Source organism: Hyphomonas sp. FCG-A18 (genome assembly GCF_045287255.1).
Classification (GTDB): Bacteria; Pseudomonadota; Alphaproteobacteria; order Caulobacterales; family Hyphomonadaceae; genus Henriciella.
Window position 1 is genome coordinate 2,466,869 of sequence record NZ_CP137142.1, and the last position, 11,739, is coordinate 2,478,607.

Sequence of the window (11,739 nt, forward strand, 5' to 3'; positions counted from 1 at the left end):
CCGAAAATGGATACCCAGACAAAACCTGAAGCCAAAACACAAATCCGCCAGATGACCGGTGCGGAACTCGTGATTACTGCGCTCAAGGAACAGGGTGTGGAACTTATGTTCGGATATCCCGGCGGGGCCGTCCTTCCAATCTATGATGCACTGTTCAGCGAACCATCGATCCAGCATGTTCTGGTGCGCCATGAACAGGGCGCTGGCCATGCCGCCGAAGGCTATGCGCGCTCAACAGGGAAACCCGGTGTTGCGCTGGTCACCTCCGGTCCGGGAGCCACTAATATGGTCACCCCGATTGCCGATGCGATGATGGACTCGATCCCGATGGTCGTGATCACAGGACAGGTTCCGACCCACCTGATCGGAACCGACGCATTTCAGGAATGTGATACGGTTGGCATCACCCGCTGCTGCGCCAAGCACAATTATCTCGTGACCGATGTCAACGACCTCGCGCGCACCATTCATGAGGCATTCCTGATCGCCACAACTGGTCGCCCCGGACCTGTTGTTATCGACATTCCAAAAGACATTCAGTTCGCGACCGGCCCCTATATCGGCAAGGAAGGGGTTCGGAAGGCCACCTATAAGCCGCAAACGACGCCGCACCCGCAGGCAATCAAGGAAGCCATTGCTCTGATGAAAAAGGCGCGTCGCCCTGTTTTCTATACAGGCGGCGGGGTCATCAATTCCGGCCCTGAAGCCAGCAAAGCCCTGCGGGACTTGCAAGCCGCGACAGGTTTCCCGGTGACCTCAACCCTGATGGGCCTTGGCGCCTTCCCGGCGAGCCACCCAGACTGGCTCGGCATGCTGGGCATGCACGGCGCTTATGAAGCCAACAATGCCATGCATGATTGTGACCTGATGATCTGTGTCGGCGCGCGCTTTGATGACCGCGTGACAGGCCGGATCGATGCTTTCTCGCCCGGCTCAAAGAAAATCCATATCGACATTGATCCAAGCTCGATCAACAAGGTGATCCGTGCCGATATTCCAGTTATCGCCGACTGTGGCGAAGCACTGAGTGCGCTTTTGAAAGCCTGGGGCAAAACGAAACAGCCAGATCTGACTGACTGGAAAGCTCAAATCGACACATGGCGCGACCGTAAATGCTTTGCCTATGAGAGCAGCGACAGCGAAATCAAACCGCAATACGCGGTTGAGCGCCTGTATGAGCTGACCAAGGATCGCGACACGTATATCTCGACTGAAGTGGGGCAGCACCAGATGTGGGCCGCCCAATTCTATCACTTTGAAGAACCCAATCGTTGGATGACCTCCGGCGGCCTCGGCACCATGGGCTATGGCCTGCCCGCTGCTGTCGGCATTCAGGCCGCTCACCGCGATGCCCTTGTCATCGACATTGCCGGAGAAGCCAGTGTCCAAATGGTGATGCAGGAGCTTTCCACCGCCGTTCAGCACGACCTGCCGATCAAGATTTTCATCCTGAACAATGAGTGGATGGGTATGGTTCGCCAGTGGCAGGAACTGTTGCATGGTGAACGCTACAGCCACTCCTATTCCGAAAGCCTACCCGATTTCGTCAAACTGGCGGACGCTTATGGCGGCAAAGGCATTGTCTGTGATGACCCGAAAGAGCTGGATGCCAAGATCATGGAAATGATCGACTATGATGGCCCGGTCGTGTTTGATTGCCGTGTCACCAAGGCTGAAAACTGTCTGCCAATGATCCCATCAGGCGCTGCCCATAATGAGATGATCCTGTCGGAGATCACCGGCGATGAAATCGACGAAGCCGGGCGTAAACTCGTCTAATGCAGGCCAGCATCTTCCCCCTGCCCTGCCCTTCTGGCAGAAGACCTCTCGACCAGAAGGAGAGCCTTGCCATGGATGCTGCTTTTGCATGGGGCAGAGAGAATGTCGAAGTGATCGTTGCGGTCCTGTCGGCTTTCGTTGCCTTGATCGGGGCGCTGTTCAGCCGGGCCGAAACCCGCAAGCAGCAAAGCCTGTTGCATGAGAACCTGCGCCATGCCGTCGATGCGCAAAGTCTTGCCTGGGGCAATCAGGCAATCAACCTGCTTGGGCAGGCCGCCATGTTTGCCCGCACCCGGCAGCACCAGGCCAATGATGGCGCTTTCCTGCAACACCGGATCAACCTGATGCTTGCCCTCTCCAGCATGGTCGAGCGCGGGCGTCTATTCTTTCCGAATATCGATCCGCAGAGCAAAGGCGCCGAGAAAGAAGGCGCCTATCGCGGTTCTCGCCCGCCCATCCTCGATGCGGTCATGTTTGCCTATTATGAGATTGAGGCGCTGACCCGGACCAGCGGGCCGACCGCCGAGAACAGCGCCGACTATATTGATGATTGTCGGCGCTTGCTGGTTTCAGAGCTTCAGGCCCATCTTGATCCGCGCCGCCGCGATACCGTGGTTGGACGCTATGATAATCAACGCGAAACCCATCGCAGTGAAGCGGTGCAACGCGCCAACACGCTTAAATCCATGCTGAAATCCCGCCGCCCCGGCATCACTCTGGGTGAGCGTTCGGAGACTGTCCAATGAGTGAGACTACCCCCGCCAGCGCCTATGACATGAACACCGATACGGGCGAGGAAGAACGCCGGACGCTGGCTGTCATCGTGGACAACGAGCCCGGCGTGCTTGGCCGCGTTGTCGGCCTGTTTTCTGCCCGCGGCTATAATATTGAAAGCCTGACTGTAGCCGAGGTTGATCGCCGCCGTCATCGCTCGCGCATCACCATCGTCACGCAAGGCACGCCGCACACGCTGGAACAGATTGAGGCACAACTCTTACGTCTGGTTCCGGTAGCGAGCGTTACCGACATTACCAAGTCCAAGCGCGGCATCGAGCGCGAACTGGCCCTGATCAAAGTTGCCGGGACAGGTGAGAAACGCGTTGAGGCTCTGCGCATCAGCCAGATTTTCCGGGCCAATGTCATCGACACAGGCAATGAGAGCTTCATTTTCGAGCTGACCGGGGCAAGCGACAAGATTGACCAATTCTGCGCCCTGATGAAGCCGCTTGGCCTCGTTGAGGTCAGCCGTACCGGAGTTCTCTCCATCAAGCGTGGAGCCGAAGCCGGATGAGCCAGTGGGGCCGCCTCCGTTCTATTCTTGATGCCGTGAGTGTCCCGGCAGATGAAGCAGCATGGCTGAGCAGCCTGACTGAACCTGACGGCGTACAAGTCGTCTCTTTTGTCAACGCGCATGGCTTTAACATGGCCGCCAAAGACACGGCCTTCGCCCAAGCGCTCATACAGTCAGACATCCTGCTGCGCGATGGATCAGGCATGAAAGTCCTGATGAAAGCCATGGGGCGCGAGCCCGGCCCGAACCTGAATGGTACTGACCTCATCCCGAAGATCATCGCGAAATATGCAGAGGCGAAACAGCCGGTTGCCCTGATGGGAACGGCTAATCCATGGTTAAGCGCGGCCACGGACAAATTGCGGGACCAAGGCACTACTATCGCACTCAGTGAAGACGGTTTCCAGCCCGAAGACCACTATCTCAATCGCCTGAGGGAAACCCCTGCGCGCCTTGTCGTTCTCGGCATGGGGATGCCTAAGCAAGAGCAGGTTTCCATGCTGCTGCGTGAGAAGCTGAACGGCCCAATGCTGGTCATCAATGGCGGGGCCATCATCGACTTTATCGGCGGCAAAGTGACCCGCGCCCCGCACTGGATGCGCAGCCTCGGTATTGAGTGGCTATACCGCCTGATTAAAGAACCCCGCCGTCTGTTCCGGCGCTATGTGATTGGCAATTTCGCCTTTCTCTGGCGCGTGTTCCGCCTGAAAGCCGGCGCCCAATAACCCCGAACCAAACCTTTAAAGAATACGTTCCAAGGAGCCCCTCCCATGAAAGTCTATTACGAGCAGGATGCCAATCTCGACCTGATCCTCGCCAAGAAAGTCGCCGTCATCGGTTATGGCAGTCAAGGCCACGCCCATGCCCTGAACCTGAAAGACAGCGGCGGCACTGTCCGCGTTGGCCTGCAGCCCGGCTCTTCCAGCCGCAAGAAAGCCGAAGAGGCCGGTCTTGAAGTCATGACGCCAGCCGAAGCCACACAATGGGCCGACGTTGTTATGATCCTGATCCCGGACGAGCGTCAAGCTGTCCTCTGGGCCAACGAAATTGAGCCCCATGTCCGCGAAGGCCAGCACATCATGTTCGGCCACGGCTTCAACGTGCACTATAACCTGATCCGCCCAATGGCAGGCGTCGATGTCTCGCTGTCCGCACCGAAAGGCCCTGGCCACACCCTGCGCGACCAATTCCAGCGCGGCTTTGGCCTGCCTGGCCTTGTTGCCATCCATCAGGACGCAACCGGCACAGCAAGAGACATTGCGCTATCCTACTCAAAAGCCATCGGCAACACCCGCGCAGGCGTGATCGAAACCAGCTTCAGGGAAGAAACTGAAACCGACCTGTTTGGCGAGCAGGCCGTTCTGTGTGGCGGTATCGTTGAGCTGATCAAAGCCGGCTTTGAAACGCTGGTTGAAGCCGGATACGCCCCAGAAATGGCCTATTTCGAATGCCTGCATGAAACCAAGCTGATCGTGGACCTGATCTATGAAGGCGGCATCGCCAACATGAACTACTCCATCTCTAACACGGCCGAGTATGGTGAGTACGTCTCCGGTCCGCGCGTTGTCACCGAAGACAGCAAGAAAGCGATGAAAGCGGTTCTGGAAGATATTCAGGATGGCACGTTTGCTCGCAACTGGGTTCTGGAGAATCAGGCTGGCGCCCCAAGCTTCCACGCGAAACGCGCCCGCATGAATGATCACCTCATCGAAGAGGTAGGCGAAAAGCTACGCGGCATGATGCACTGGGCCCAGAATGACCGTTTGGTCGATAAGAGCCGCAACTAGGCCCAAACTTAAAACCTAATCGAAAGCCCCCTGTCAGACATGTGACAGGGGGCTTTCTTTTGCAGCGCTCACCACCCCGTGATGAGGCAAGCCCTTTATTCTTATCTGCCGAATCCCCATAACAGGGGCCGATAGATTTTAACGGCATCACGCCAGATGGAGGCAGATATGGCCGATACAGAACAGACAACTCGCCATGCAGAAATCCTGATCATTGGCTCAGGCCCCGCCGGGTGGACCGCAGCCGTTTATGGTGCCCGCGCCATGCGCGACACACTGGTCGTGGCCGGACTACAGCCGGGCGGACAGCTGACGATTACGACCGAAGTAGAAAACTGGCCTGGCGAAGCGGAAATCCAGGGGCCTGAGCTCATGGTCAAAATGCAGGAGCACGCCCTGAAAATGGGTGCCAAGATGGCCGAAGATCATATTGCCGAAGTTGATTTTGAAAGCCGCCCATTCCGCGCCATTGGCGAAAGCGGGACGGTCTACACCGCTGACTCGGTTGTCATTTCTACTGGTGCGCAAGCCAAATGGCTCGGTCTGCCAACAGAAACCAAGTTCCAGGGCTTTGGCGTCTCGGCTTGCGCAACCTGCGACGGCTTTTTCTATCGCGGCAAGGAGGTTCTGGTCGTCGGCGGTGGGAATACCGCTGTTGAGGAAGCTCTATTCCTGACCAATTTTGCGTCAAAGGTCACGCTTGTGCATCGCCGAGATAGCCTGCGCGCTGAGAAAATCCTGCAGCACCGCTTGCTCAACCATCCAAAGGTTGAGGTCAAATGGAATACAGAACTGGCCGAAGTTGTTGGCGATGAGAACCCCCTCGGCGTGACGGGTGCCATGCTTAAAAATCGAGAGACAGGCGCAGTCGAGCACCTCCCTGTGCATGGTGTGTTCATCGCCATTGGTCATGCCCCTGCGACGGAACTGTTCCGTGGCAAGCTCGACATGCAGGATAATGGCTATCTGATCACCGCCCCTGACTCGACCGCCACAAACATTCCCGGCGTTTTCGCCGCGGGCGATGTCACGGATGAAACCTACCGTCAGGCGGTCACCGCTGCTGGCATGGGCTGCATGGCTGCTTTGGAGGCAGAGCGCTTCCTTGAAGAGAGCAAGGCAAATGCCGATCTGGTGGCCGCTGAATAGCAGGCTTAAAAAGCGCTATTCACTGCTACCGTAAGCGGTTCCGGTCGTATCCATCTCGGTCACCTTGATATAGGCTGGCCCCAGAACCACCAGGAACAGAACCGGAAGGAAGAACAGGATCATCGGCACGGTCAGTTTAGCCGGCAATGCCGCCGCTTTTTTCTCTGCTTCAGACATCCGCATGTCGCGGTTTTCCTTGGCCATGACCCGTAGCGCATCGCCGAGCGGGGTACCATAACGCTCCGCTTGGATCAGCGCCATCGTGACGGCTTTCACGCCTTCATGCCCGGTACGTTTGGCGAGGTTCTCATAAGCAATTCTGCGTTCAGGCAAATAGGCAAGCTCGGCCGTGGTGAGCTGTAATTCCTCTGCAAGTTCGACAGATGCAGTTCCAATCTCGGCCCCCACCTTGGCGAACGCCATCTCAATCGACATCCCTGATTCAACACAGATCAGCATCATATCCAAAGCGTCTGGGAAGGCCCGCATAATCGACTGCTGACGCTTGCTGGCGAGATTGGCAACATAGAGGTTTGGTGCATAAAAGCCTGCTGCCGCGCCAAACACAGCGGAGCCATACTTCATCTGTATGGACAGACCAAAATCATTGATCAGGAAAATATAAAGCGCTGTTCCAGCTCCGAACAGGAAGGGCAGAGCAAAACGGCAAAAATAGAAAATCATTAGGGGCCGAGGTCCACGCAATCCTGCTTGCTCAAGCTTTGTTGCAATGTTTGGGTCTTCCAGCATTTTCTGGAGGTCCAGCTTTTTGGTAATCCCGGCAATCGTGCCCTTGGCTTCGCGGCGCAAACCCGCCTGCTCGAGTTGGGCACGGCTGGCGCGGCGGAGTTTTTCCCGCTGCGAGGTCACCTGCTTCAAGCGCGTTTCCAGCTTGTCGCCTTTGAGCGCTGGCAACATGACTGAGACAACGGTTGCAAACATTGCAAACGCTGCAAACAGCGAGGCAACCGCGCCTGGGTCAGAGAGAGATGCTGCAAAACCACTCATGATTCCATCTCCCTAGATATCGAAATTGATCATTTTACGCATGACCGTAACACCCGTTGCCATAAGGCAGAACGCCATGAACAGGATCATATGCCCGGTCGGCTTAAGGAAGAGTTCCATGATGTAGCTGGGTGTCGTCATGTAAACCATGAAGCCTACGGCGAAAGGCAGACATCCAATGATCATCGCGGAGGCTTTGGCTTCAGCGGATAGCGCCTTAATCTTCTCACGCATCATTTTGCGCTGGCGAATAATAGTCGACAGATTGCCCAAGGCTTCAGACAGATTACCACCTGCCTTGGCCTGAATGCTTAAAACAATCACAAAGAAATTGATCTCTGGCAGCGGCACGCGCTTGTATAATTGCTGCAAGGCGCGCTCGGTGGTCATGCCCATTTGCATATTATCCGTCAGCTGGCCAAACTCTGGGCCAAGTGGTGCCGGGCTTTCAGCAGCAATGATACGCAGACACTCGGTCAAAGGCAGACCGGATTTGACCCCGCGAACGATAATATCAATCGCGTCCGCAAACTGGTTGGTCATTTTCTTATTCCGACCCTTGGCGAGGAAGCCAAGAACCCAGTTGGGCAAGCCAATACCGCCCGCAACCACGGCGGCCGCAATTGTCGCGATACGCGCTCCTTGCTCACCGAGGACTTTCTTCAACTCAAAGCCCATCAACGGTGGCGGTCCGGCCGCGCCAGACAACCAGGCCAAAGCACCAAACACAATCGCCAGAACACCACAGACCACATAGAAATTCTGAGGGGACAGCTCCAGACCAGCCTGTCTGAGCTTGGCCTCAATACCATCAGCGCTCAGGGATTTTCGACGTGCCTGATCCTGCTCGCGCAGCTTCTTCAGCATTTGCTGCGTCTGCTTGCGGCGCGACGCCATTGGGTCATTCTTGTCGATCCGCTTGCTATCTGTCTCACCAGTCGATATCTGCTTGGCGCGTTTGGCTGTGCGTTCCTGCGCTGCATCACCAGTCAGGACAAACCCCAAGCCAGCAATCGCCAGAAAGGCCAGACCGCCAATCATATAAATCAGAAGGTCACCGCTCAGGTCCATGGCTTAATCCAGTGCATCCAGAGCTGAAGCGAGATCTTTCTCCAGACCATAATACTGCGCGCGCTCCCAGAAGCGCGGGCGCCCGATCCCGGTGCCACGGTGACGACCAATGATCTTGTTATTCTCGTCCTCACCTTCGATCTCGTACTTGAGGATATCCTGAAGAATGATGGTGTCCCCTTCCAGGCCCATCACCTCGGTCACACACATGATCCGGCGCGACCCATCACGTAAACGCGAAGCCTGCACCACGACATCGACAGACCCAACAATCATCTCGCGAATGGTCTTTGCCGGAAGCGTGAAGCCCCCCATCGTAATCATGGATTCAACCCGGCTCAGTGCCTCACGTGGGCTGTTAGCGTGCAGAGTGCCCATTGAGCCATCATGGCCGGTATTCATCGCCTGAAGAAGGTCAAAGGCTTCGGGTCCGCGGACCTCGCCCACGATAATCCGCTCAGGACGCATCCGCAGACAGTTTTTCACCAGATCACGCATCGAAATTTCGCCAGAGCCTTCAATATTTGGCGGGCGCGTTTCCAGACGCACCACGTGCGGCTGCTGGAGTTGCAATTCAGCGGAGTCTTCACAGGTGATGACCCGCTCACCGGGTTCGATGAATCCGGTTAAACAGTTCAGCAGCGTCGTTTTCCCTGAACCGGTACCACCAGAGATCAACACATTACATCGGGCATGACCAATGATCCGCAGGATTTCCGCTCCGGCCTCTGAAATCGACTTGAAGTTGACCAGATCCTGAAGCTTCAGCTTATCCTTTTTAAACTTACGAATGGTCAGCGACGGCCCATCAATCGATAGCGGCGGGGCAATCACATTGACCCGGGAGCCATCCAGCAAGCGTGCATCACAAATCGGGCTGGCATCATCGACGCGGCGACCAACCTGGCTAACGATGCGCTGGCAGATATTCATCAGCTGTGCATTATCGCGAAAGCGGATATTCGTACGCTCAATCTTGCCGTCGACTTCGATATAGCAAGTGTCGGCTCCATTCACCATGATATCGGCGATATCATCGCGCGCCAGCAAGGGCTCAAGCGGGCCATAGCCCAGAACATCGTTACAAATATCATCGAGCAGATATTCCTGCTCTGAAATCGACATCACAGCATTCTTGATGGCGATAATCTCAACGACGATGTCGCGGATCTCTTCACGCGCTGCTTCAGGTTCAAGTTGCGCCAGCTGGCCGAGATCAATCGTGTCGATCAGCGCGTTGAAGACCATGGTCTTGGTCGCATAATACTCGTCTGATCGGTCTGTGACCTTAGTGATCTTCTCTTCCGGTGGCGCAGGTGCGGGCTTCGCCCGAGCCTTCGGCTTCGCGGGTTCGGGCGGACGGGAGGCTTGCGGCTTGACCGGGGCAGGGGCCTCTGGCGCTGTGGCGGCAGGTTTCGGGCGCGGCGCTGTTGCTACACCGCCGGCAGATCCACCACTCGTCCGTTTACCAAATCCCATGACACATCCTCACATCGCTCGCGCGATTACTTTCCCAGTAATTTCTTGAGCAAAGATTTCCGTTCCACTGCGACCGTCTGCCCGGTGACAAAGCTGGCCAGACGATCAATCTCGACGGCGGGCGCCGCTGTCGCATCTGTTTCGGAGATCATCTGTCCATTGTTCGACGCTGTTCCGAACAGCTGTGGATCAAATGGAATGATAACTTCCGGCTCTACGCCCATGGCGCCTGCAAAATCCTTTGCCGGGATTTCAGGGCGCTTGGGGACACCCATCATGTTCAGGATGACCCGTGGCGCCGCATCATTTGGGCGGTCAGCCTTGAGTTTATCCAGAATGTTCTTGCCATTGCGCAGGCTGGCCAGATCCGGTTGGCAAACCAGAATCACCTCATCTGAAGACACCAGCGTATTATACTGCCAGCGGTTCCAGCCATGAGGCAGATCCAACACCACATAAGGCATAACCCGGCGCACCCCATCAATCACAATCTGATAGGCCTCGGTGTGCACATCGATCACCTGACCGACACTGGCTGGAGCTGTAAACAGGGACAGTTTGTCTGTCGCCTTTGAGAGCAGGCGCGTAATCACGGCATCATCAACCCGCTCTGGTGCCAGCAGAGCATCAGCAACAGTTTGCTGGCTCTCCTGATTAAAGTCGAGCGAGGTGGTCCCAAAGGACAGATCAAGGTCAACCAGCGCTGTGTTCACCCGAACATTTTCTGACATGGACCAGGCCAGATTGTGCGCGATGGTTGACGCACCAACGCCGCCTTTGGCCCCGATCACAGAAATAGATTTCCCGACAAATGGCGCATCTGGATCAGAGAACAGATTGCTGATCGAGCGGATCACCTGAACCGGCGTAATCGGCGGCACCAGATATTCGCTGACCCCGCGCGCCATAAGCTGGCGATACAGGGAGATGTCATTCACCGCCCCAATCACCATGACCTGAACCCCTTCATCACAATGCCCGGCCAGTTCATCAATCTGAGCCAGCATCGTGCCATTGTTTTCGGTGGATTCCAGGATCAGCAAGTTCGGTGTTGGGTTCTCGCTGAGATAGGCAATCGCCGCCTCAAGACCGCCCTCATGCAGGTCCAGACTGGCTTGCGACATGCGCCGATCACGAGAAACAGAAGCTACCAATTGCGCGGTCCGCCCGGTTTCGCAGAACGCGCCAATAGAGATCGCCGGGATCGCCCGCTCGCCGCCTTGCGTAGACAGATCGGCAATCGGCTCAATCGGTTTCATCGGGGCATCAAGGTCAAGGTCAAGGTCAAGGTCGAGCGCAAGGTCTGCGTCTTCGGCCTCAAATCCAGCATTCACGGGGGGCTCGGGCGCATCCTCAAAGACTGAACTCAGGGCGACATCCATATCATCATCAATGTCGAACTCGAGATCGTCATCGAAGAGGGCATTATCACTTTTCATCGCACTCAACTCCCCAGCAAGGGCTCCAAAAACTTATTCAATTGCGCTCGAAACTGCGCCGGATTCTTCATCGCTACGCTGCGCACCTGTCTGACTGCCTTCACGCCACGCTTCGAGCTGTGTTGACCGGCGCAAAATATCGCCTGCCTCAAGATCACGTTCACCGAACAGGTCGGCTGGATCAGCAATCATGGCCGCCATATTGGTCCGCACTGCACAACCCAGTGTCGGCAAATCATTATTGCTTCGCGCATCCGCGAAATCGATGTTCGACAATTGTGGGCAATCAGGCGCCACCGCTTCATAAGACTTGAAGGCCAGGATCAGGGGCGCATCAGCAACCCCACCCGCATCATAGGCGCTGCCAGCGATCTGACTATACTCAACCCCGGCTTTCCAGGCGAGATCGCGAGCCTCAGCCGCAGCCTGAACCGCAAGCTGCGGATTGGCAAAATTCTTTGGCATCGACATGATCAGCGGGCCGTGACCAGACTTGTTATAGCGCGCAAGGAAGCCCTTGATCTTGCGAATCTCGGTCTGGCGCAGCTGGCTGTCGATAGGGTTGAGGTTTACGCGCAAATATTCCGTTTGCGCCGTCACGCCAATATCGTGCCGGTCAAGAACCGTGCCCTCGTAATAAGAGGTCGGGATAATCGGATCTTTTGCGGACTGACAGCCTGCGATCAGGCCCGTCAGACCCAGAACAGCGACCATTGTATGTGTCATACGGACCATT

The 11,739-nt window shown here is 56.2% G+C and carries 11 protein-coding genes; 6 read left to right on the plus strand and 5 right to left on the minus strand.

Translation table 11 applies throughout. The features are described from left to right. Nucleotides 1-6: 6 nt before the first annotated feature. The 6 genes from RYZ27_RS12225 (at nucleotide 7) to trxB (ending at nucleotide 6,006) form a co-directional block, all read left to right on the plus strand. Nucleotides 7-1,779, plus strand: a complete 1,773-nt coding sequence (locus RYZ27_RS12225) for an acetolactate synthase 3 large subunit (RefSeq protein ID WP_406679797.1) — start codon at nucleotides 7-9, stop codon at nucleotides 1,777-1,779. A gap of 71 nt (nucleotides 1,780-1,850) precedes the next feature. Continuing rightward, on the plus strand, nucleotides 1,851-2,525 hold the full coding sequence (locus tag RYZ27_RS12230; RefSeq protein ID WP_406679798.1) for a hypothetical protein: 675 nt from the start codon (nucleotides 1,851-1,853) through the stop codon (nucleotides 2,523-2,525). Beyond that, nucleotides 2,522-3,070 carry an acetolactate synthase small subunit gene (ilvN, locus tag RYZ27_RS12235; protein ID WP_406679799.1) on the plus strand — a complete coding sequence of 183 codons (549 nt, stop codon included), beginning with the start codon at nucleotides 2,522-2,524 and terminating at the stop codon, nucleotides 3,068-3,070. Before RYZ27_RS12230 ends, ilvN begins: the two co-directional genes overlap by 4 nt. Then, nucleotides 3,067-3,795, plus strand: a complete 729-nt coding sequence (locus tag RYZ27_RS12240; protein ID WP_406679800.1) for a WecB/TagA/CpsF family glycosyltransferase — start codon at nucleotides 3,067-3,069, stop codon at nucleotides 3,793-3,795. The genes ilvN and RYZ27_RS12240 overlap by 4 nt, the downstream gene beginning before the upstream one ends. Nucleotides 3,796-3,840: 45 nt before the next feature. Continuing rightward, the gene (ilvC, locus tag RYZ27_RS12245; protein ID WP_406679801.1) at nucleotides 3,841-4,857 is read left to right on the plus strand and encodes a ketol-acid reductoisomerase; all 1,017 of its coding nucleotides are present in this window, start codon (nucleotides 3,841-3,843) and stop codon (nucleotides 4,855-4,857) included. Nucleotides 4,858-5,025: 168 nt separating this feature from the next. Next, nucleotides 5,026-6,006: a thioredoxin-disulfide reductase gene (trxB, locus tag RYZ27_RS12250; protein ID WP_406679802.1), complete on the plus strand. Its 981-nt coding sequence runs from the start codon at nucleotides 5,026-5,028 to the stop codon at nucleotides 6,004-6,006. 15 nt (nucleotides 6,007-6,021) lie between these two features. On the opposite strand, the gene RYZ27_RS12255 is transcribed toward trxB, so the two are convergent. Genes RYZ27_RS12255 through RYZ27_RS12275 form a run of 5 tightly spaced genes read right to left on the minus strand, consistent with a single transcriptional unit; the run spans nucleotide 6,022 to nucleotide 11,738 of the window. Continuing rightward, entirely contained in the window at nucleotides 6,022-7,014 is a 993-nt protein-coding gene (locus tag RYZ27_RS12255) for a type II secretion system F family protein (protein ID WP_406679803.1), read from the minus strand. Between the two features lie 12 nt (nucleotides 7,015-7,026). After that, a complete protein-coding gene (locus tag RYZ27_RS12260) occupies nucleotides 7,027-8,085 on the minus strand; it encodes a type II secretion system F family protein (RefSeq protein WP_406679804.1) in 1,059 nt (352 codons plus the stop codon). Nucleotides 8,086-8,088: 3 nt separating this feature from the next. Further along, nucleotides 8,089-9,564: a CpaF family protein gene (locus RYZ27_RS12265; protein WP_406679805.1), complete on the minus strand. Its 1,476-nt coding sequence runs from the start codon at nucleotides 9,562-9,564 to the stop codon at nucleotides 8,089-8,091. 26 nt (nucleotides 9,565-9,590) lie between these two features. Beyond that, nucleotides 9,591-11,003 (minus strand): CpaE family protein, encoded by a 1,413-nt coding sequence (locus tag RYZ27_RS12270; protein ID WP_406679806.1) that lies wholly within the window; start codon nucleotides 11,001-11,003, stop codon nucleotides 9,591-9,593. A 33-nt stretch (nucleotides 11,004-11,036) separates the two neighbouring features. Further along, nucleotides 11,037-11,738: a CpaD family pilus assembly protein gene (locus RYZ27_RS12275; protein WP_406679807.1), complete on the minus strand. Its 702-nt coding sequence runs from the start codon at nucleotides 11,736-11,738 to the stop codon at nucleotides 11,037-11,039. Between the last annotated feature and the right edge of the window lies 1 nt (nucleotide 11,739).

Coding starts and splice junctions, on each gene's coding strand:
- RYZ27_RS12225 (WP_406679797.1), top strand. CDS start 7: ATGGATACCCAGACAAAACCTGAAGCCAAAACACAAATCCGCCAGATG.
- RYZ27_RS12230 (WP_406679798.1), top strand. CDS start 1,851: ATGGATGCTGCTTTTGCATGGGGCAGAGAGAATGTCGAAGTGATCGTT.
- ilvN (WP_406679799.1), top strand. CDS start 2,522: ATGAGTGAGACTACCCCCGCCAGCGCCTATGACATGAACACCGATACG.
- RYZ27_RS12240 (WP_406679800.1), top strand. CDS start 3,067: ATGAGCCAGTGGGGCCGCCTCCGTTCTATTCTTGATGCCGTGAGTGTC.
- ilvC (WP_406679801.1), top strand. CDS start 3,841: ATGAAAGTCTATTACGAGCAGGATGCCAATCTCGACCTGATCCTCGCC.
- trxB (WP_406679802.1), top strand. CDS start 5,026: ATGGCCGATACAGAACAGACAACTCGCCATGCAGAAATCCTGATCATT.
- RYZ27_RS12255 (WP_406679803.1), bottom strand. CDS start 7,014: ATGAGTGGTTTTGCAGCATCTCTCTCTGACCCAGGCGCGGTTGCCTCG.
- RYZ27_RS12260 (WP_406679804.1), bottom strand. CDS start 8,085: ATGGACCTGAGCGGTGACCTTCTGATTTATATGATTGGCGGTCTGGCC.
- RYZ27_RS12265 (WP_406679805.1), bottom strand. CDS start 9,564: ATGGGATTTGGTAAACGGACGAGTGGTGGATCTGCCGGCGGTGTAGCA.
- RYZ27_RS12270 (WP_406679806.1), bottom strand. CDS start 11,003: ATGAAAAGTGATAATGCCCTCTTCGATGACGATCTCGAGTTCGACATT.
- RYZ27_RS12275 (WP_406679807.1), bottom strand. CDS start 11,738: ATGGTCCGTATGACACATACAATGGTCGCTGTTCTGGGTCTGACGGGC.